This is a genomic window from Streptomyces sp. NPDC059828, assembly GCF_042731955.1.
Lineage (GTDB): Bacteria > Actinomycetota > Actinomycetes > Streptomycetales > Streptomycetaceae > Streptomyces.
Window position 1 is genome coordinate 81602 of sequence record NZ_JBHWIW010000009.1, and the last position, 19597, is coordinate 101198.

General features: G+C 70.5%; 18 protein-coding genes. 9 read left to right on the top strand and 9 right to left on the bottom strand.

Going from position 1 to position 19597, the window contains the following annotated elements; genetic code table 11:
• Positions 1–57 precede the first annotated feature (57 nt).
• Positions 58–387 (bottom strand): ATP/GTP-binding protein, encoded by a 330-nt coding sequence (locus ACFV6V_RS08120; protein ID WP_385560809.1) that lies wholly within the window; start codon positions 385–387, stop codon positions 58–60.
• 215 nt (positions 388–602) lie between these two features.
• Between ACFV6V_RS08120 and ACFV6V_RS08125 the strand changes: the two genes are divergently transcribed.
• Positions 603–1643, top strand: a complete 1041-nt coding sequence (locus tag ACFV6V_RS08125; protein WP_385560811.1) for an LLM class flavin-dependent oxidoreductase — start codon at positions 603–605, stop codon at positions 1641–1643.
• Positions 1644–1807: 164 nt separating this feature from the next.
• Here the strand turns inward: ACFV6V_RS08125 and ACFV6V_RS08130 are convergent, their stop codons facing one another.
• Positions 1808–2200, bottom strand: coding sequence for an SCO5389 family protein (locus tag ACFV6V_RS08130; RefSeq protein WP_351579769.1), 393 nt, complete (start codon positions 2198–2200; stop codon positions 1808–1810).
• A gap of 449 nt (positions 2201–2649) precedes the next feature.
• Between ACFV6V_RS08130 and nucS the strand changes: the two genes are divergently transcribed.
• Positions 2650–3321, top strand: a complete 672-nt coding sequence (gene nucS / locus ACFV6V_RS08135; protein WP_385560815.1) for an endonuclease NucS — start codon at positions 2650–2652, stop codon at positions 3319–3321.
• A gap of 59 nt (positions 3322–3380) precedes the next feature.
• Here the strand turns inward: nucS and ACFV6V_RS08140 are convergent, their stop codons facing one another.
• The 4 genes from ACFV6V_RS08140 to ACFV6V_RS08155 form a co-directional block, all read right to left on the bottom strand.
• The gene (locus ACFV6V_RS08140; protein ID WP_385560818.1) at positions 3381–6044 is read right to left on the bottom strand and encodes an ATP-binding protein; all 2664 of its coding nucleotides are present in this window, start codon (positions 6042–6044) and stop codon (positions 3381–3383) included.
• A gap of 273 nt (positions 6045–6317) precedes the next feature.
• Entirely contained in the window at positions 6318–6641 is a 324-nt protein-coding gene (locus tag ACFV6V_RS08145; RefSeq protein ID WP_361279307.1) for an STAS domain-containing protein, read from the bottom strand.
• Between the two features lie 254 nt (positions 6642–6895).
• Positions 6896–7744: a 3-hydroxyacyl-CoA dehydrogenase family protein gene (locus ACFV6V_RS08150; protein ID WP_385560821.1), complete on the bottom strand. Its 849-nt coding sequence runs from the start codon at positions 7742–7744 to the stop codon at positions 6896–6898.
• 125 nt (positions 7745–7869) lie between these two features.
• Positions 7870–8511 carry a TetR/AcrR family transcriptional regulator gene (locus tag ACFV6V_RS08155; RefSeq protein WP_385560824.1) on the bottom strand — a complete coding sequence of 214 codons (642 nt, stop codon included), beginning with the start codon at positions 8509–8511 and terminating at the stop codon, positions 7870–7872.
• Between the two features lie 79 nt (positions 8512–8590).
• Between ACFV6V_RS08155 and ACFV6V_RS08160 the strand changes: the two genes are divergently transcribed.
• The 3 genes from ACFV6V_RS08160 (at position 8591) to ACFV6V_RS08170 (ending at position 10862) form a co-directional block, all read left to right on the top strand.
• Positions 8591–9373 (top strand): ABC transporter ATP-binding protein, encoded by a 783-nt coding sequence (locus ACFV6V_RS08160; protein WP_385560827.1) that lies wholly within the window; start codon positions 8591–8593, stop codon positions 9371–9373.
• Positions 9374–9478: 105 nt separating this feature from the next.
• A complete protein-coding gene (locus tag ACFV6V_RS08165; RefSeq protein WP_385560830.1) occupies positions 9479–10228 on the top strand; it encodes an ABC transporter permease in 750 nt (249 codons plus the stop codon).
• A 61-nt stretch (positions 10229–10289) separates the two neighbouring features.
• Positions 10290–10862: a cob(I)yrinic acid a,c-diamide adenosyltransferase gene (locus ACFV6V_RS08170; RefSeq protein ID WP_385560832.1), complete on the top strand. Its 573-nt coding sequence runs from the start codon at positions 10290–10292 to the stop codon at positions 10860–10862.
• Between the two features lie 54 nt (positions 10863–10916).
• Here the strand turns inward: ACFV6V_RS08170 and ACFV6V_RS08175 are convergent, their stop codons facing one another.
• Positions 10917–12290: a cytochrome P450 gene (locus ACFV6V_RS08175; protein ID WP_385560835.1), complete on the bottom strand. Its 1374-nt coding sequence runs from the start codon at positions 12288–12290 to the stop codon at positions 10917–10919.
• A 275-nt stretch (positions 12291–12565) separates the two neighbouring features.
• On the opposite strand from ACFV6V_RS08175, the gene ACFV6V_RS08180 reads away from it, so the two are divergent.
• Positions 12566–13963, top strand: coding sequence for a cytochrome P450 (locus ACFV6V_RS08180; RefSeq protein ID WP_385560838.1), 1398 nt, complete (start codon positions 12566–12568; stop codon positions 13961–13963).
• 112 nt (positions 13964–14075) lie between these two features.
• Here the strand turns inward: ACFV6V_RS08180 and ACFV6V_RS08185 are convergent, their stop codons facing one another.
• Complete coding sequence (locus ACFV6V_RS08185; protein ID WP_385560841.1) at positions 14076–14651, bottom strand: hypothetical protein; 576 nt, start codon at positions 14649–14651, stop codon at positions 14076–14078.
• Positions 14652–14880: 229 nt separating this feature from the next.
• On the opposite strand from ACFV6V_RS08185, the gene ACFV6V_RS08190 reads away from it, so the two are divergent.
• The 3 genes from ACFV6V_RS08190 (at position 14881) to ACFV6V_RS08200 (ending at position 18850) form a co-directional block, all read left to right on the top strand.
• Positions 14881–16098 carry a sensor histidine kinase gene (locus ACFV6V_RS08190; protein WP_385560844.1) on the top strand — a complete coding sequence of 406 codons (1218 nt, stop codon included), beginning with the start codon at positions 14881–14883 and terminating at the stop codon, positions 16096–16098.
• Positions 16095–16751: a response regulator gene (locus ACFV6V_RS08195; RefSeq protein WP_385560847.1), complete on the top strand. Its 657-nt coding sequence runs from the start codon at positions 16095–16097 to the stop codon at positions 16749–16751. The genes ACFV6V_RS08190 and ACFV6V_RS08195 overlap by 4 nt, the downstream gene beginning before the upstream one ends.
• Before the next feature lie 200 nt (positions 16752–16951).
• Positions 16952–18850 (top strand): glycosyl hydrolase family 18 protein, encoded by a 1899-nt coding sequence (locus ACFV6V_RS08200; protein ID WP_385560850.1) that lies wholly within the window; start codon positions 16952–16954, stop codon positions 18848–18850.
• A gap of 11 nt (positions 18851–18861) precedes the next feature.
• Here the strand turns inward: ACFV6V_RS08200 and ACFV6V_RS08205 are convergent, their stop codons facing one another.
• Positions 18862–19590: a 4'-phosphopantetheinyl transferase family protein gene (locus tag ACFV6V_RS08205; protein WP_385560854.1), complete on the bottom strand. Its 729-nt coding sequence runs from the start codon at positions 19588–19590 to the stop codon at positions 18862–18864.
• Between the last annotated feature and the right edge of the window lie 7 nt (positions 19591–19597).

Genomic DNA, 19597 nt, shown 5'->3' on the forward strand with positions numbered 1-19597 from the left:
CGTGTCTGAGAACTCCCGCCTGGCTCGCGACGTCCGGGCGGACGACACACCCTGAGCTCAGTACCGAGGCGCGTTACGGGACCGCTGCACCCTCGAGGTGCGGCGGTCCTTCGCGTTCCAGCACGCCTTGTGCCAGTGACGGCGGTCGTCCACTCCCCCGTGCTCCGGCCAGGCCACCACGTGGGGCACCCCCGAGGGGATCTCCTGATCGCACCCGGGACAGCGGTAGCGCTTGCCGACGGAACTCGCCCCGGCCACATGGCGCACCCACCAGTCCTCGCCCTGCCAGCTCTCGGTCTGCTGCACCCCGCCGTAGCGGGTGCCTGTGTCACCGGCGCGGTCAGTCGGCTTCTCGCCGCCACGGGGGCGGTTGCGGCGCGGGGACACGTAACACCTCATGGGACAGACCGGACGTTGCCCTTCCAGCCTACGGGCCATACGGGTGGGTAGGCGCCCCGTACGGCGCGGTAGGTCCGGTACCCACAAGGGTCAGTTACCGGAAAATCGCAACAACTTCTCGCGTGGCCGTGCCTTTGGCACGTGTCAGACGTTATTGCCCGTGTGGGGGGAATGCCGCGTCGGCCGCAAGGAGGCATAAGGCGATGCGCGTTGGAGCATTTGTACTGGCGGCCCAGTTCCCGGGCCAGGGACATGGGGAGGCGCTGCACCGGGCGGTGCGGTCGGCGGAGGCCGCCGAAGCGGCGGGGCTCGACGCGGTGTGGCTCGCCGAGCACCACTTCGTGCCGTACGGGGTGTGCCCATCGGCGGTGACCCTGGCCGCGCTGCTGCTCGGCCGCACCGAGCGGATCCGGGTGGGCACGGCGGTGAGCGTACTACCCAACACCCATCCGGTGGCCCTCGGCGAGCAGGCGGCGCTGCTTCATCTCACCTCAGGAGGACGCTTCTCGCTCGGTGTGGGCCGGGGCGGCCCCTGGGTCGATCTGGAGGTGTTCGGGTCCGGACTCAAGGCGTACGAGCAGGGCTTCACCGAGTCGCTCGACCTGCTGCTGCGCTGGCTGCGCGACCCTCGTGTGGCCGCCGGCGGTGAGCGGTTCGCCTTCCGCGAGGTCCCCGTCGTCCCGCGCCCGGACGAGCTGCTGGACGGTGACGGTGGGACCGCCGAGGGACCAGAGGTCGTCGTGGCCTGTACGTCCCCGGGCAGCGTCCGGCTCGCCGCCGAGCGCGGGCTGCCGATGCTCCTCGGTATGCACTGCGGCGACGAGGACAAGGCGGAGATGGTCGCACTGTGGCGCAGGCACGCGCGCGCCGCCGGACACACGCCGGAGCACATCGCGCGCGCCGGGCATGTGTCGGCCGGGGTGGTCCAGATCGCCGATGGCCGCGAGGAGGCGGAGGAGACCCTGATGAAGGCCATGCCGGGGTGGCTGAAGAAGGGCCTCGACGCCCATGTCACGGTTGACGGGCGCCAGCGCTCCATGCGGGACCCCGTGGCGTACACCGAACTGCTCTGCGGGCTGCACCCCGTGGGCACCCCGAAGCTGGCCGCCGACCGGCTGGCGGCGACCGCGGAGCGCACCGGCATCAGCCGCTTCGCGCTGCTCGTAGAGGGTTCCGGCGATCTGGCCACGACGGAGGAGAACGTGCGCCGGCTGGGCGCCGAGGTGCTCCCACTACTGGTCTGAGGGTGCGGGCCGTGTGTCGCATACGGCCCGCACTCCCCGCGTCGCCAGCCCGTCCTTCTGGCGAATGCTGCCGCTCCGGAAACCGTGGATCCCGTGGACTCCGCGGTTTCCGTGTTCCTGGTGGTTCTGGTGGTTCCTGTGGTGCGGAGCGGCAGCAAAGGGCATCAGCAGTCGCGCAGTTCGGGCGACTGATTGAGCAGCTGGGCCCGGGCGGAGGTGAAGCGGGCAAGCCGCTCATCCACGGACGGGTCCAGCGGGAACACCGCGACGCGGTGGCAGTTCTGGAATGCGAGCCGTACCCCGAAGTGCCGCTGAAGGGCCCCCCGGATGGCGTCACTCGCAAGTGCGCGCAGCAGCTGACCACGTGCCTGCTCGTCCGGCGGCGGCGTCTGGTTGTCGGCGAAGTCGCCGCCGTCCACCTTCAGCTGAGCCACCAGAGAGCTGATCATCTCCCATGCGAAGGGCAGGGAGGTCCGGACGCAGTCGACGAAGGCGGCTTCGTCGACCTCGCCTCGCTCGGCCTGTTCCAACAGCGCCGGTGAGACGTCGAGCGACATGGGTTCTCCTCTCGCGACCCCGGGGAGGCCGGGGTCTTACGGGCAGGGAAGCAGGAGGACCTGCCGACCGGACTGACCGGCATTGACCGCATGTGGCCGATCATGACGACGCAGAGTGCGCGGCCGACAACCTCCTGCTTCCACGTTAGGCGTGCTGCCTGGTCCGCACCAGGAGAATGGGAACACAACCGGCCAATAACGTAAGGGGACAAGAGGGGCGCCCCGTAGGGACTCGCACGAACGTGACTCAGGGGAGGCCAGAGGGCGGCCGCAGGGAGGACCGTGCGCGGCCGGAGCGAAAGCGGAGGAGGACCGGAGAGAAATCTCCGGCGTACCGGGGACGGCCGGCGCGGGACCCGGAAGGCGGGCCGCTGGGGGAAACCGGAGAGGCCGGGGCGCCCGGGGGCGGAATCGCGCGGGGGCCGGTACGTCGAGTAGCGTTGCCGACCATGCGTCTCGTCATCGCCCGCTGCTCCGTGGACTACGCCGGCCGGCTCACCGCCCATCTGCCCTCCGCACCCCGGCTGATCCTGATCAAAGCCGACGGCAGCGTCTCCATCCACGCCGACGACCGCGCGTACAAACCGCTGAACTGGATGTCCCCTCCCTGCTCGTTGAAGGAGGGCTCCGAGGGCTCGGAGCACGTCTGGACCGTGGTGAACAAAACGGGCGAGAAACTGATCATCACCATGGAGGAGATCCTCCATGACTCGTCCCATGAACTCGGTGTGGACCCGGGGCTCATCAAGGACGGCGTGGAAGCGCATCTCCAGGAGCTCCTCGCCGACCGCATCGAGACGCTCGGCGAGGGTTACAGCCTGATCCGCCGCGAGTACCCCACGGCCATCGGCCCGGTGGACATCCTCTGCCGCGACTCGGACGGCACCACCGTGGCGGTCGAGATCAAGCGGCGCGGTGAGATCGACGGGGTCGAGCAGCTGACGCGCTATCTGGAGCTGCTCAACCGCGACCCTCATCTGGCCCCGGTCCGCGGTGTCTTCGCGGCCCAGGAGATCAAGCCCCAGGCCCGGGTGCTCGCCACCGACCGGGGCATCGGGTGCGTGGTGCTGGACTACAACGCCATGCGCGGCATCGAGGACGACAAGCTCCGCCTGTTCTGAGAACAGGGCCTGGCAACAGGCGAACCAGGCGGAGCGATCCGCGGGAGCTGTGCCGCGTCCTACGCGGCCGGGGTCTCCGCGGAGCCCTCGGCCGCCCCGTCGCTCCCGGAGTCGCCACTGGCCGAGCCCCCGTTCGCCGTACCGGCGGTCGTGCCGGTGGTCACGCCGCCCGTCGACTGCGATCCGGATGTCGTGCCCGCGGTCGACGGGGACGGCGAACCGGTGCCACCGGTCGACGGGGACGGCGAACCGGACGTGCTCCCGGACGGCGAGGGCGAACCGCTGCCGCCCGTGGCCGAAGGTGACGGCGAACCGGACGTGCCTCCGGACGTGTGCCCACCGCCCGACGTCGAGCCACCGCCGCCCGAGGTCGTACCGCCGTCGGACGACGAGGGCTCCCTGCCCCGTGTCGACGTAGGGCCGGGCGAGGCACCCCCGCCTGGGCGAGTCTCCGGCGACGGCTCGGGTTCGGCCGGCTGTGCCGCGTCGTCGGTGCCGCTCGGGCTCGGTGTGGCGTCGCCGGCCGGCTGATCCCCGATCAGACCCTCAATGGTGCCGTCCGTGCCGTCACCGGTGGCCGGCTGCTCGTTGGTCACCCGGTTCGCGGGCTGGTCGCCGTCGGAGGCCGCGGTAAGGGTGACGGCCGTGCCGAGCACCGCGACCAGCAGCGCGCCCGCACCCGCGGCGAGCGCGTTGCGGCGGGCACCGGACAGAATCGTGCGGCGCCCCGCGGCAGCTCCCGAGGGGGCCTGGTCCCTGTGGGTGACCAGCGCCTCCGTCGACGGCGCCGACGGCTGTCCCTTGCCCGGCTTCAGCAGGGCCACGGATCGGTTCGGGGCCGCGGACTCGCCCTCACGCGCGTGGGGGGTCTCCTCGTCCGCCGTGTGCGCGGCGCTGCGGGCGCGGTCCGAGACCAGGGCCAGCGCGCGGCGCCCGGCCACCGTCCCGCTCTTGTCGGCGAGCGCGCCGCGCAGCCCGATGGACGCTTCGAGTGCGGCGCGTGCCCGCTCCAGACTGCCCGAGCAGAGGGCGAGCACACCCAGCTCATGGTGGAAGTACGCCTCTTGCGCGACCTCGCCCGCGATACGGGCCGCTTCCTGGCCGGCCCGCAGGGACCGTTCCCAGGCTGCCCAGTGCAGCCCCGCGGCGAAGGCCGGTGAGGCGCTGCGGGCGGCGAGCACCGCCACCGCCGCGTCTGCCTCGTCGCCCTGCTGCACCAGGAGGGTCATCGACACCAGGATGGCGTCGGCTTCGGCCACCACCCGGTCGGGTACGACGGAGGGGTGGGCGGCCCACCAGGCATAGTGCTGCGCCGCGGTACGGGCCCGGTCCACCGCGCCCTCGGCGTAACCGGCGGCCTCCAACTGGGCGATGACGCCCGCTGCCAGCCGGTAGCGCGGGCCGACGGGTGTCAGCAGTCCGCAGTGCTTCAGTTCGCCGATGGCGGCGTCCGCGTGGGTGTCGCCGACGAGCGCCGGCAGATGGGCCTGGTGCGGCACCTCTCCGCCGAGAGCGACGGCGAAGCGCAGGGTCTCGCGCGCGGATTCGCTGAGCCGGGAGGCGAGCAGCGGGGCGGGGGCGGCTGCGTCGCCCAGGCCCGGCAGCGGGGTGGGGTGGACGGCGGCGAACACGTTGTCGTCGTCGCTGACGCCGTCCTCGCCGTCCGCGTCCTCCAGGTCGGGGCCGGGGACGCTCTGGGCGTCCCGTTGCCGAAGCAGTGCCCCGGCCTGGACGAATCGCAGCGGCCTGCCTTCTGCCTCGAACCAGAGGTCACCCGCCCAGTTGGCCTCCTCGTCGGTGAGCGGACGCTCCACCATGCGCTCCAGCAGCTCGAGCGCGGTGCCGCGGCCGAGTCCCGGGAGGAAGACCTCTTCGAGCGCCGATTCGGCCGAGGGCGCGGGGACCTCGGGTGTCACGGCGACCAGGTAGGCGCATTCGGGTGTGGCGTCGAGCAGTTCGTCGAGCGCGCTGCCGCCGAATTCGAGGTCGTCGATGACGACGACGGCGCCTATCTCGCGGACCAGTTCGAGCAGTCGCGTCCGGTCGGGGCGGCGCAATGGCGCGTCGTGGACCACGGCGAAGAGTTCATGGAGCAGCTCGGTGGGTGTCCGGCCGTGGCCGGAGAGCCGGACGACACCGTCGGGGGCGAGGTTCGCGCAGTCCTCGGCGACCTGATCGATGAGCGTGGACCGGCCGGATCCCGCCGGTCCGGTGAGCCGTACCGAACGGCCCCGGCCGAGCAGTCGTACGAGCCGCTCGCGCGGTTCGTCGCGTTCGAGCAGCGGTACGGCCGGGGCAGGGGGTCCCGCGGGCTCCGGGGGCTGCGCGGCGCGGCGCTGCTCTTCGCGTGCAGCGTCGCTGCGCCGGGGGGCGCGGTGGAAGCCGGCGGAGAGGGAGGTCTGGTCCCCGGGTGGGCAGGGTTCGATTTCGCTGCCGTCGAGGGGATTGACGGTGAGCAGGAGGTCGCCGGCGACGAGCTGGACGGTCCGTACGGGGGCGGGTGCCTTCTGGGCGAGCTCGGGGGCGATCGCGTCGCGCGGGGGCCGCTGCGGGGCGGCGGTCCCGTGGCCGCCGTCGCCGGTGCCGACATGGTCGGTGCCGACGCTGTCCGCGTAGTCGGGATTGCCGCTGTCCGCGTTGTCGGGATTGCTGGTGTCCCCGGTATTGCCGGCGCTGTTGATGCGCTGGCCGTGCTCCTGCGACCTCTGGTGTATCGGGTCCACGGTTCAAGCCCCCCAGATGGCGTCTCGTGCGGAAGTCCCTAACGGTCTGTCTGCACGTGCTCCGCTCGTTTCCGGTTCGGTGCCTGTCGGTGCCTTGTGCCGTGCCCGGAAGGGTCACGGCACATGTCGCAGGGGTTGCGCGCCGGCAGCCGGCCGAACCCAAGACCGTCGGAAATTATCGCGGAACAGCGACGTCCGCAGGACGCCGGGAGGTCACGGTCTAGTGAGGATTGTGCGTCCCCGCTCCGCGTGGCGGCGGGAAACCGGACCGGCTCAGACGCGAGGCAGGGACTCCGCGGCGATTCCGCCCTCGATGGCCAGGATCCGGTGCAACCGGGTGGCGACGAGAAGCCGCTGCATCTGCGGGGGCACACCGCGCAGCACGAGCCGCCGGCCGCAGCGGCCCGCCCGTCTGTGCGCGCCCATGATGACCCCGAGGCCGGTGGCGTCCCAGGATTCGAGATCGCTCAGGTCGAGCACGAGGTCACCGACTCCGCGGTCGACCGCCGCGTGCAGGACCGTACGGGCGTCCGCCGCGCTGCGGACGTCGAGGCGGCCCCCGACGACCAGCTCGGCATGGTCGCCCCTGATGTGCATATGCGCTCCCCGAGAGTGCGTGGGTCCGTCAGATCTCTCTGCTGTCCTGTGCCGTGCCGCGCGGTGGCTGCTGCGCCGTCCGCACGGTCCTGTGCCGTGTCGCCGTCCGCAGGACCGCCGAGTGACCGTCCACGGATTTTGTTTTGCAATAACTGACTGCCGTACAGGCAGAGTAGTTGCCGTCTGTAAGCGAACCGATACCCAATTCACCCAGGAGGGTGAAGGCGCACAGGACCGTGCGGTCGGTCGCCCGATCAGTACGTGTAGAAGCCTTGCCCGCTCTTGCGGCCGATGTCACCCGCGTCCACCATCCGGCGCATCTGCTCCGGCGGCGCGAACTTCTCGTCCTGGCACTCGGTGTAGATGTTGCTGGTCGCGTGCATCAGGATGTCGATGCCCGTCAGGTCGGCGGTCGCCAGCGGGCCCATGGCGTGGCCGAAGCCGAGCTTGCAGGCGATGTCGATGTCCTCGGCGGTCGCCACGCCCGATTCCTGCAGCTTCGCAGCCTCGACCACGAGTGCCGAAATCAGTCGGGTGGTGACAAAACCGGCGACGTCCCGGTTCACGACGATGCAGGTCTTGCCCACGGACTCGGCGAACTCACGAGCGGTGGCGAGGGTTTCGTCACTGGTCTTGTAGCCGCGCACGAGCTCGCAGAGCTGCATCATCGGCACCGGCGAGAAGAAGTGCGCACCGACGACCCGCTCCGGACGCTCCGTCACCGCGGCGATCTTCGTGATCGGAATCGCGGAGGTGTTCGAGGCGAGCACGGCGTCGTCCCGTACGAGCTTGTCGAGCGCCCGGAAGATCTCGTGCTTGACCTCGAGCTTCTCGAAGACCGCCTCCACGACGATGTCCACGTCGGAGACCGCGTCCAGGTCGGTGGTCGTGGTGATGCGCGCAAGCGCCGCTTCGGCTTCCGCCGCGTCAAGCCTGCCCTTGGCGACAAAACGGTCGAACGACGCCTTGATGCCGTCGGTGCCACGGGTCAGCGCCTCGTCGGTGACATCGCGCAGCACGACCTCCCAGCCCGCCTGGGCGGATACCTGCGCGATCCCGGACCCCATGAGTCCGGCCCCGATGACGGCGAGCTTCCTGGCCACTGCCACACCCCTTAACACACGTGTATTTTTCGGCTCTCGGCCGGAGGTTAGCGCTCGTGAGGGGCCATGTGGCCGCGAAGAGATGCGCGTCACGTCTCAGATGACGGACATCACATCGGACAGGGTCACTCCAACGGGCGTACCGCGTACTCCAGCACCTTCCGCCCCAGCAGTTCCTCCATGTCGTCGAGGAGGCCGAGGGCTTCGCGCGAGACGGTGACGGCGTCCCGCCCGGCGCACATCTCGCGTCCGATCCACCCCATCAACGTGCTGTGGATCCACGCGAGCTGACCGGCGACCAGGCCGGGCAGCTGGTCGCCAGAAGTGGCGCCGGCGTCCTCCCGGAGGGTCTCCGTCAGCTTCTCCAGCTCCTCCTGCTGGATCCGCCAGAGCCGGGAGCGCAGGGCGGGGGCGTTGTTGATCACCCGCATGAACGCGGTGTACCCCTCGAAGAGCCCGACGGTCGGCGACACGGCCTCGACCACCTCGCGCAGTTCGCGCAGCACCGCGGCACCGGCCGACTCCCCCTTGTGGCGGCCCCGCACATACCGCGAGAGGCGGTCGACGACACCCGCGCTGCGGTCGAAGAACAGGTCTTCCTTGGCGGGGAAGTAGTTGTAGACGGTGTTCACGGACACATCGGCAGCCTCCGCGATCTCCGCGATGGTCACGGCGTCGAATCCGCGCTCCAGGAAGAGCCCGGTGGCCATGTCCGAGATGTGCTGCCTGGTCTGCCGCTTCTTGCGCTCCCTGAGCCCTTCTGCCATGCACCCATCGTAACTTCGCTGCACCCACTTAAAACTTGGGGTCATTGCAAAGTTGCAGGGATTCTGTTTTTCTGGGGTCATGGCAATCATCAGTGCGGCCGGGCTCGCCCGGACCTTCCAGACCTCGAACGGCCCTGTGGAGGCGGTACGCGGGATCGACCTGTGTGTAGCGCCCGGCGAGATACTCGGCTTCCTCGGTCCCAACGGCGCGGGGAAGACGACCACGCTCCGCATGCTCACCACGCTGCTGCCGCCGACCGGCGGGGCCGCCACCGTCGCCGGCTGCGACCTCGTCCGTGATCCGGCCGGGGTGCGGCGCAGGATCGGCTACGTCGCCCAGTCCTCGGGTACCGATCCGCAGATCCGCGTACACGAGGAACTGGTCACCCAGGCGCGGCTGTACCGACTGCCGAAGGCGCAGGCCGCCGCCCGCGTCGAGGAAGTCGCGCACGAGCTGGAGCTGACCGCACTACTGGACCGGCCCTGCGGGGCACTGTCCGGTGGGCAGCGGCGACGGCTCGACATCGCCATGGCACTGACCCACCGGCCCGATGTGCTCTTCCTCGACGAACCGACCACCGGACTCGATCCGGGCGCCCGGGCCGCCCTGTGGCGGCTGGTCCGGCGGCTGCGCGACGACCACGGCACCACGGTCTTCCTCACCACGCACTACCTGGACGAGGCGGACGAGCTGTCCGACCGGCTGGTGATCGTCGACCGGGGCGTCGTGGCCGCGGAGGGCACACCGGCTGCGCTCAAGGAGCGCCACACGGGCTCGGCGCACGCCTCGCTCCAGGACACCTTCCTCGCCATCACCGGGCGCGGTGCCACTCCCGCCGACGTCACGCCCGTCGCCGTATAGCCGCCACCTCGGACCCCACCGCGCACGGCCCCCACGGCACCGCACGGTCGACACCGCACGCCTCCCACCGCACGCCCCGCACGGATCACCCTTCACGGAGTCGCCATGCTCGTCCATGACATCCTGCTGGTCTTCGGGCGCTATGCCCGCCAGACCCTTCGCTCCCGCTTCCAGATGCTCTTCGGCATGCTGATGCCCCTGCTCTACCTCCTGTTCTTCGGTCCGCTGCTGACCGGTCTGCCGCTCGGCTCCCCGGGTGACTCCTGGCAGGTGCTGGTCCCCGGACTCCTGCTGCAACTCAGCCTCTTCGGAGCCTCGTTCGCCGGATTCGCGGTGATCATCGAGAAGCAGTCGGGGGTGGTGGAGCGCATGCGCGTGACCCCTGTGAGCCGACTGGCACTCCTGCTCGGCCGGGCCCTGCGGGACACCGCGGTCTTCGTCTTCCAGGCGGTGCTGCTGGTGCTGGTGGCGGTGGCCCTGGGGTTGCGCGCGCCGCTCGGTGGCGTGCTCATCGGCTTCGGCTTCGTGGCGCTGTTGACCGTGTCGCTCGCGTCCCTCTCGTACGCGCTGGCGATGAAGCTGTCCACTCCCCAGGAGTTCGGACCGGTGATCAACGCCATCGCCATGCCGTCCATGCTGCTGTCGGGGCTGATGCTGCCGATGGCGCTCGCGCCGGGGTGGCTCGACGCCCTGTCCCACGTGATGCCGCTGCGCTATCTCGTGGACGCGATGCGCGACGCGTATGTGGGCACGTACACCTCCGCGTCGATGCTGTACGGGTTGCTCGTCGCGGCCGGCTTCGCGGCCCTCGCGCTGACGGCCGGGACCGCGGTGTTCCGCAGAACGGGCGGCTGAGCAGGCGCGGTGCGTTTCGCGAGCCAGGCGGGTTCTCGCGAACACGGCCTAGGCTGGCCCCATGGTCAATCTGACGCGTATCTACACCCGCACCGGTGACAAGGGCACGACGGCGCTCGGCGACATGAGCCGTACCGCCAAGACGGACCTGCGGATCTCGGCGTACGCCGACGCCAACGAGGCCAACGCGGTCATCGGCACGGCGATCGCGCTCGGGCAGCTTCCGGAGGAGGTCGTCAAGGTCCTGGTCCGGGTCCAGAACGATCTCTTCGACGTCGGCGCCGACCTGTCGACGCCGGTCGTGGAGAACCCCGAGTACCCGCCGCTGCGCGTGGAGCAGTCCTATGTCGACAAACTGGAGGCGGACTGCGACCGCTTCCTCGCGGACCTGGAGAAGCTCCGCTCGTTCATCCTGCCAAGCGGCACTCCCGGCGCGGCGCTGCTGCACCAGGCGTGCACGGTGGTACGGCGGGCCGAGCGCTCGACCTGGGCCGCGCTGGAGGTGCACGGCGAAACGATGAACGTGCTGACGGCGACGTATCTCAACCGGCTCTCGGACCTCCTGTTCATCCTCGCCCGGACGGCGAACAAGGAGATCGGCGACATCCTCTGGGTCCCGGGCGGCGAGCGCTGACCCGTCACACCGGTGGGGGCGGCCCACGCCACCCCCACCGGTGTGCCGGTCGCATCAGTCGCGGGGTCGCACGGTCATGGGGATGCGGTCGGCCTTCGGGACCGCCGAGGGCACCTGCTTGGGGCTGTGGCCGGGCACGGGCACCAGCTGCCACTTGGCGATGACGGTCGCGACGGCGATGACCGCCTCCGCCCACACGAAGGCGTCGCCGATGCACTTGCGGTTCCCGGCACCGAACGGGAAGTACGTCTTGCGGCCCACCTCCGACTCCCGCTGGCGCTCGGGCAGCCACCGGTCGGGGTCGAAGCGGTCGGGGTCCGCGAACAGCTCCGGGTCGCGGTTGAGGGCGTAGAGGCTGAAAGCGACCTCGGTGCCCGCCGGGAACGTGACCCCGGCCAGCTCGACGGGCTCGGTGGCACGGCGCATCAGCAGGGTGACGCCGTGCAGCCGGAACGCCTCTTCCAGCGCACGCCGTACACCGCTGAGCCGCGGCACGTCCGCGATCGTGACGGGACGGTCCCCGACGACCTCCCGTACCTCCGCAGCGAGTCGCTGCTCCGTTTCGGGACTGGCCGCGAGCTCGTGGAAGGTCCAGGACAGCATGGCCGTGGTGGTCTCGGCTCCGGCGAACAGGATCGTGCTGAGCTCGTCGCGGACCTCCGTGTCCGTCATGCCCTCGCTGCTCTCCGCGTCCTGGGCGGCGAGCAGCAGCGACAGGAGGTCGCCTTCGCTGTGGCCGGTGCGGCGTGCGGTGGCGACCACGTCGTCGATGACACTGCGGAGGTTGGCCGCCGCCGTGTCGAAGTCACGGTTCGCCCGGATCGGGAACCGGTCGAGGAACGCCGGTGACGCCGCCCGTATCAGCAGGTTCTTCAAAAGGACGGGCAGGTCGCGCCGTACGGCCTCGACGGCGGGCAGACCGATGTCCGTGGAGAACAGGGTGGAGGCCAGGGTCCCCACGGTGAACTCGGCCATCTCGTGCTCCACTTCGATCTCCTGACCGGGGGTCCAGGAGTCGGCCATGGCCTGCGCGTGCCGGGTCATGATCTCGGAGTACCCGGTGATGCGCTCCTGCGAGAACATCGGTTGCATCAGCCTGCGGTGCTTGCGGTGCACCTCACCGTCGGAGTTGGCCAGGCCGTTGCCCGCGAGCGGCCTCAACCGATCGAAGAAACGTCCCTTCTCGAAGCTGCGCGCCTTGCCCACCATCACCTCGTGAGCGAGCTCGGCCGAGGTGACCACGTACATCGGCATCGTCCCGAGGTCCACCCTCACCAGTTCCCCGTGCGAACGCAGCGACATCAGAAAGCCGAAGGGGTCGCGCCACAGCTTCAAGGCGTGCCCGAGCAGCGGAACCGCCCCGGGAACACGGGGAACTGACGACGCCGATGACACCGCTGACTCTGCCGATCGCAGCCCAACTGACACGGGGGGGGTCCTCTCTACAGGGTGTACCTGGGCGGTACGTGGGGGTGGTGGGCACCGCGGTGGCACGCGCCACCCGGTCGGACAGGAATCGTCTCTACCCAAGTGCGCGCGAGCGTAGACCAGTTACCGCGGGCACCGGCCCCGCGAGGGCCGGGGAGCAGCGGGAAGTATGCTGCGGGTCGCTGCCGACTCGTCACTGTGTGCGAAGGCGACAGTCCCCTGAAGACGATAGACGACAGTCCACTTCGGTACCCGCCGCTGCTTTCGGAGGCCCCGTGACCACCCCACACCACGACGGCACTACCACCAGCCCGCCACCCGGATGCCCGGCCCACGCCAGCGGGTGGGACGGGCTGCGCAGGCTGTACGGGCCCGAGGTGGAGGAGCCGTACGCGCTGTACCGGCAACTCCGCACGGAATACGGGCCGGTGGCCCCCGTGCTGCTCCCCGGCGACGTGCCGGCCTGGCTGGTACTGGGGCACTGGGAGAACCTGGAGGTCATGGGGTCGCCGCAGCGGTTCTCATCGGACTCCCGATACTGGCGGGTGAGCGCCGAGGGGCGGTTGGCGGAGGACTCCCCGCTGCTGCCGCTGACCGCGTGGCAGCCCCTGGTGGCCTTCACCGACGGTCCGGAGCACGCGCGCCTGCGCAGCGCCGTCACGGAGAGCCTGGAAAAGATCAGCGCTCATGGCACACGCCGTTACATCACGCGCTATGCCGACCAGTTGATCGACTCGTTCGGTCACAGGGGCCAGGCGGATCTGATGAGCGACTTCGCCCAGATACTCCCGGCGATGGTCGTGTGCCAGCGCTTCGGGATACCCGAGCAGGAGGCGCTGCGGCTCGGCACGGCCGTCCGCGACATGATCAGCGGCAGCACGACGGCGTTCGAGAGCAATCTGATCGTCGAGGAAGCCATGCGGGAGCTGGTCGCTCGCAAGATGGAGCATCCCGCGGAGGATTTCGCGAGCTGGCTGCTCAAGCATCCCTCCGGGCTCAGCCCGCAGGAGGTGGCCGAGCACCTGCGCCAGGCCCTGGTGGCGGCGATGAGCACGGTCAACCTGGTCGCGGGCACGCTGCGCAAGGTGCTCACCGACCGCAGGTTCCGTGGCAACCTCTCCGGCGGGACCATGACCCTGCCGGACGCGCTGGACCAGGTCCTGTGGGACGACCCGCCGCTGGCCGTGGTGCCGACCCGCTGGGCGGTGCGCGACACCACCCTGGCCGGCAAGCAGATCCGGGCCGGCGACATGGTGATGCTCGGCATCGCCGCGGGCAACGTCGACCCCGAGATCCGTCCCGACCTGAGCATGTCCGTGCACGGCAACCGCTCCCACCTGGCCTTCGGCGCGGGACCGCACCAGTGCCCCGGCATGGACATCGGCCGTGCCATCGCCGACACCGGGATCGACCGGCTGCTGACCCGCCTTCCCGACCTCGAACTCGCCGTGACCGAGGACCAGCTCACCGTGGTCGGCAGCTGGATGACCCGGGGCCTGACCAGCCTGCCCGTCCGGTTCACCCCGCTGAAGCCGACCCGTCAGGCCGCGGCGCCCGCCTCGGTCGTCGGGCCCGCCCTCCCCGCCGCCGTTCCTCCGCCGCCCCCGCCCCTGCCCGCACCGCAGCCCCAGCCGAAGGCGCGTGCGCGCTGGTTCGGATGGTTTCGGCACTGAAGCACGCTGACAGAGCGGGACAACAGAAGCGACGGAAAGAGAAAGGCCCCGGACCTCACAGCCGTGGTGCCGGCTGTGCGTTCCGGGGCCGCTGCTCGTACGCATCCGGTCCCTACGAGGCGTCCCGCACCGCCTCGCCCCGGGAACGCCCGCTGTCCGGGGCCTTCTTGGGCCAGAACGCGTAGCTCAGCGCGATCAGCCCGTGGATGCCCGCCGCCCGCCACGCGCCGTACATGCACTGCTGCAGCGACGTGGTCCTGGCCGGGTCGCCGACGTACCAGATGGCGAGCAGCAGCAACGCGGTGGCGACGGCAGCACCGATCAGGGTGCCCAGCCACAGCCTGCCTTCGTACCTGGCCCGCGCCATTCCGTGACGGGGCGGCTTCACGGGCGGCGGGCCACCGGCGAGGCGGTGTGCGGCGTGCCCGTCGAGCCACTTGATGGTGCGGTGGCCGTGGCCCACGGTGTAGCCGATGTAGAGCGCGGCGATCCCGTGCTTGAGGCTCGGGTCGGCACCGTTCCTGAGGTCGAGCGCGGCGACGACGAAGAGCAGGAGCTCAAGCGCCGGCTCGCACATCAGGATCGCGAGGCCGGTCCTCGGCAGCTTCAGCAGATAACGCGCCGCCAGGCCCGCTGCCAGCAGCACCCAGAATCCGACCTCACAGATCACGATCAACGTGACGACCACGGCAGTGCTCCCTCTCCTCGGCTCCGTTCCATCGTCGGCTCCGGGGCGGACCGTCTCGTCGGCGTGCTGGAGGAATCCCGGCTGCACCCTTCGATGTACCGGGGCAGGCCCGTGCTTCGTCCGACGGGCGGAGGCCCAGCCCGTACCCGCTCCCTAGGCTGGGGGCATGATTCCGGCGCCGCGGGCACAGCCTGTGCGCGCCCCAGGCTCTACGTGCTGAGATGGGTCCATGTGCCTGCCCGCATTCCCCCGGCCCCACCGCGATGACGTCCTCATCGCCGTGAGCGGCCTCGCCGGCGGGCTGCTGTTGTGGACGTTCGGGCTGCACAACTCCGCCGGGGTCGGACTCCTCAACGGGGCCTGGATCACGCTGGTCCCGCTCGTGACCATGGCCGGTATGGAGCTGTTGCGCCGGACCAGGCCGCGGACGGCCCTCACAGTGGGCACACTCGCGCTGGTCCTGGAACTGCTCACACCCGGCAACCTCGTGACTCTGCTGATGTTCACGGACCTCGTCTACGCGGCGGTCGTCTACGGATCGCCCTCGACGGCCAGGCGACTGCCCTACGCGACGGCCCTGGTCGCGATCGCCGCGACCATCGGGCTGCTCGCCTGGTACCGGGAGCCGTACGCCCTGATCCTCGGACTGATCATCGGGCTGGTGACGTTCGGCCCGGCGGCCACCGGCGCCCTGGTGCGCAACCACCGTGATGCGGCCGATGCCGCCCGGCTGCGCGCCGAGCAGACCGCGCTGCTCGCCGAGATGGACCGTACACAGGCGGTGAACGCCGAGCGGGCCCGCATGGCCCGGGAGCTGCACGATCTGGTGGCCAACCACCTCTCGGCGATCGCCATCCACTCCACCGCCGCGCTCTCCCTGGACAGGCCGGAGACCACCCGGCAGGCCCTCACGGTCATCCGGGAGAACAGCGTGGCGGGGCTCGCCGAGATGCGCCGCCTGATCGGGCTGCTACGTGACAGCAGCGGCGGCGCGGAACCAGCCGCCGCCCCCACCCTGGGGGCCATGGACACGCTGATCGCCCAGGCGGGTGCGAACGGCGAGGCGAGCGGGCTGCGGTTCACGCTGCACGACGAGCGCGACGGGGACGCGGCGCTGCCCGCGCCGGTGGAGCTCGCGGCGTACCGGATCGTTCAGGAGTCGCTGACCAACGCGCTGAAGCACGCCGGCGCCGGAGAGGTCACGGTGTATCTCGCGGGGGCGCCGGGGGATGCGCTGACGGTGATCGTGGACAGCCCCTTCGGGCTGCGCCCGGGGCCGCGGGCGCCTGGTTCGGGTGCGGGCCTGGTGGGGATGCGCGAGCGGGTGGCGCTGCTGGGCGGGGAATTCGAGGCGGGGCCGGTCGAAGGCCCGGCCGACGGTGAAACGAAGGTCTGGCGGGTGAGGGCGCTGCTGCCCATGGAGAAGGACAAGGAGCCGTCGGCGTGAACACCGTGATCCGTGTCGTCGTCGCTGAGGACCAGAGCGCCGTACGTGCCGGGCTGGTCCTGATCCTCGGCAGCGCCGCCGATATCGAGGTGGTCGCGGAGGCCCCGGACGGGGAGGAGGCGGTACGTCTGGCCCGGGAGCTGCGTCCGGACGTGGTGCTGATGGATGTGCAGATGCCCCGGCTCGACGGGGTGTCGGCGACCCGTCAGGTGGTCTCGGAGCGCCTCGCGGACGTGCTGGTACTGACCACGTTCGACCTCGACGAATACGTCTTCGGGGCGCTGCGGGCCGGGGCCGCGGGTTTCCTCCTGAAGAACGCAGAGGCCGGTGAACTACTGGCGGCGGTACGGACGGTGGCGCGCGGCGAGGGGCTGATCGCCCCCGCGGTCACCCGGCGGCTGATCGCCGAGTTCGGCGCCCCCACTCCCGTACGGTCGCCTGACGCGCCCGATCCCTCGGTGCTCGACGCCCTGACCCGGCGCGAGCGCGAGGTGCTGTCCTGCATCGGACAGGGGCTGTCGAACGCCGAGATCGCCGGTCGGCTCGATATGGCGGAGGCCACCGCGAAGACCCATGTGAGCCGTCTGCTGGGGAAGCTGGAGCTGCGCAGCAGGGTCCAAGCCGCCGTGCTGGCTCAGGAGTTGGGGATCTGACCAGCTGAGCCCCGCCCGGGCCCGTCCGAGCCCCGTCCGGGCGGACGGAACCACTCCGGGCCGTGGTCTGGACCTATTGACGATTGGTCCAGACCTTCCTACTCTCACCGCACAGCGCACATCGCGTGAGCCTCGCGGTGTGCCCGCACGGACACGAGCACCACCTCCCCCGGTCCGTCCGCACACTCGAGGAGCATCCCTTGAGCACGAGTTCCCCCCGCAGAACGCGCAGCACGCGCGGCACCCCCAGCAGAAGCGGCTTCCGAGCACGGTGTCTATCGAGGGCCACGGCGGGAATCACCGCCCTGCTGCTCCCGTTCGCCGCGCTGGTCGGGCTCGCCACCCCCGCCGAGGCGGCCACCTCCACCACCGCCACCTACGCCAAGACCCAGGACTGGGGCAGCGGCTTCGAGGGCAAGTGGACGGTGAAGAACACCGGCACCACGGCGATCACCTCATGGGCGGTCGAGTGGGACTTCCCCTCCGGCACCTCCGTGACCACCGCCTGGGACGCCGATGTCACCGGCTCGGGCACCCACTGGACGGCCAGGAACAAGAGCTGGAACGGCAGCCTCGCCCCCGGCGCGTCCGTCTCCTTCGGCTTCAACGGCGCCGGACCGGGCGCTCCGTCCAACTGCCGTGTCAACGGCGGCTCCTGTGACGGCGGCAGCGTCCCCGGCGACAGTCCGCCGTCCGCGCCCGGCACCCCGTCGGCGACCGCCGTCACCGACACCTCCGTGACACTGAGCTGGACCGCGGCCACCGACGACAAGGGCGTCAAGAACTACGACGTGCTCCGCGGCGGTACGAAGATCGCCACCGTCACCGGGCTCACGTACACCAACACCGGGCTCACGGCCGGAACGGACTACTCGTACACCGTCCGGGCCCGTGACACCGCCGACCAGACGGGCCCGGTCAGCGGCTCCCGCGCCGTGCGTACCACGGGCGGCGGCACGGATCCGGGACCCGACCCAGGCCCCGGTGGCAAGGTGAAGCTCGGCTACTTCACCAACTGGGGCGTCTACCAGCGCAATTACCACGTCAAGAACCTGGTGACCTCCGGTAGCGCGGCGAAGATCACCCACATCAACTACGCCTTCGGCAACGTCCAGAACGGCCGCTGCACCATCGGCGACTCCTACGCGGACTACGACAAGGCCTACGGCGCCGACCAGTCGGTCGACGGCGTCGCCGACACCTGGGACCAGCCGCTGCGCGGCAACTTCAACCAGCTCCGCAAGCTGAAGAAGGCGTACCCCCACATCAAGGTGCTCTGGTCCTTCGGCGGCTGGACCTGGTCCGGTGGCTTCCCGCAGGCGGTCCAGAACCCGGCCGCGTTCGCCGAGTCCTGCTACCAGCTCGTCGAGGACCCACGCTGGGCCGATGTCTTCGACGGCATCGACCTCGACTGGGAGTACCCGAACGCCTGCGGTCTGTCCTGCGACAGCAGCGGACCGGCCGCGTTCAAGACGATGATGCAGGCCATGCGGGCCAAGTTCGGTACGAACAACCTGGTCACGGCTGCCATCACGGCTGACGCGAGCAGCGGAGGCAAGATCGACAAGACCGACTACGCGGGCGCCTCTGCCTACTCCGACTGGTACAACGTGATGACGTACGACTTCTTCGGCGCCTTCGACGCGGACGGGCCCACCGCACCGCACTCGCCGCTCACCTCGTACTCCGGGATCCCGCAGGCGGGATTCAACTCGGCCGACGCCATCGCCAAGCTGAAGGCCCAGGGCGTCCCGGCCGGGAAGCTGCTGCTCGGCATCGGCTTCTACGGGCGCGGCTGGACGGGCGTCTCCCAGTCCGCACCCGGCGGCACGGCGACCGGCCCCGCGCCGGGCACCTACGAGCAGGGCATCGAGGACTACAAGGTGCTCAAGGCCTCCTGCCCGGCGAACGGCACGATCGCGGGCACCGCGTACGCCCACTGCGGCTCGAACTGGTGGAGCTACGACACCCCGTCCACGATCAACGGCAAGATGAGCTGGGCGAAGGGCCAGAACCTGGGAGGAGCGTTCTTCTGGGAGTTCTCCGGTGACACCACGAACGGCGAACTGGTCAGCGCCATCAACAGCGGCCTCGGCTGAGCGCTCCTGCGTCAGCCGACCCGTACCAGCGGGTGGTGCACCACATCGACGCGGTCGTCGTCCCCCACGACGGCGACCGCCGCCCGGTAGCCCGCACCGGCGTCGAGGTCCTCGAGCCGCACCGGAAGGTGCGGCTCGGGGCGTTCGCGCCACTCCAGCAGCCTGGCGGGAGCGCCCGGACCGGTGACCGTCAGTGCCGAGGGTTCCACCATCAGTCCGTCGCCGGTGGCCTTGAGCACGGCCTCTTTGCGCGCCCAGTAGCGGATGAAGGCGGCGGGGCGCTCCTCCGGGGCCAGCAGCTCCAGCTCGGCCCGCTCGGGTACGGAGAGCACGTCCAGGGGCAGGTCCCGGCCATCGGTGATCTCCTCGACGTCGACACCGACCGGACCGGCTGCCGTGAGGGCGACCATGACCCGCTGTCCCGAGTGGGAGAGCGAGAGCTCCAGCGAGGTCCCCGGCAGGGTCGGCTTCCCGTGCGGTCGGTCTCCGGGATCGGTGCAGTGCTTGCACACGGGGACGACGACGACCTCACGCGGGTCGAGGGACAGCTGCGCGCCGACCACCTGGCGGGCCAGCACATGCGCGGTCAGATAGAGCGCACGCGCCCCGTCCACGCGGAACTGGGCACAGCGTTCCCGCTCGTCGTCGTCGAGCAGATCGAGGAGTCCGGGCGCCCAGCGCGCCTCGGCGGACCAGACATGGCACTCCCCCGGCCCGACCGGCGCGATGTCAGCGGTCATCCCAGAA

What these genes read in the sequence shown, in the direction of transcription:
- ACFV6V_RS08125 (WP_385560811.1), top strand. Translation starts at nt 603, where the DNA reads ATGCGCGTTGGAGCATTTGTACTGGCGGCCCAGTTCCCGGGCCAGGGA.
- ACFV6V_RS08130 (WP_351579769.1), bottom strand. Translation starts at nt 2,200, where the DNA reads ATGTCGCTCGACGTCTCACCGGCGCTGTTGGAACAGGCCGAGCGAGGC.
- nucS (WP_385560815.1), top strand. Translation starts at nt 2,650, where the DNA reads ATGCGTCTCGTCATCGCCCGCTGCTCCGTGGACTACGCCGGCCGGCTC.
- ACFV6V_RS08145 (WP_361279307.1), bottom strand. Translation starts at nt 6,641, where the DNA reads ATGCACATCAGGGGCGACCATGCCGAGCTGGTCGTCGGGGGCCGCCTC.
- ACFV6V_RS08155 (WP_385560824.1), bottom strand. Translation starts at nt 8,511, where the DNA reads ATGGCAGAAGGGCTCAGGGAGCGCAAGAAGCGGCAGACCAGGCAGCAC.
- ACFV6V_RS08160 (WP_385560827.1), top strand. Translation starts at nt 8,591, where the DNA reads ATGGCAATCATCAGTGCGGCCGGGCTCGCCCGGACCTTCCAGACCTCG.
- ACFV6V_RS08165 (WP_385560830.1), top strand. Translation starts at nt 9,479, where the DNA reads ATGCTCGTCCATGACATCCTGCTGGTCTTCGGGCGCTATGCCCGCCAG.
- ACFV6V_RS08170 (WP_385560832.1), top strand. Translation starts at nt 10,290, where the DNA reads ATGGTCAATCTGACGCGTATCTACACCCGCACCGGTGACAAGGGCACG.
- ACFV6V_RS08190 (WP_385560844.1), top strand. Translation starts at nt 14,881, where the DNA reads ATGTGCCTGCCCGCATTCCCCCGGCCCCACCGCGATGACGTCCTCATC.
- ACFV6V_RS08205 (WP_385560854.1), bottom strand. Translation starts at nt 19,590, where the DNA reads ATGACCGCTGACATCGCGCCGGTCGGGCCGGGGGAGTGCCATGTCTGG.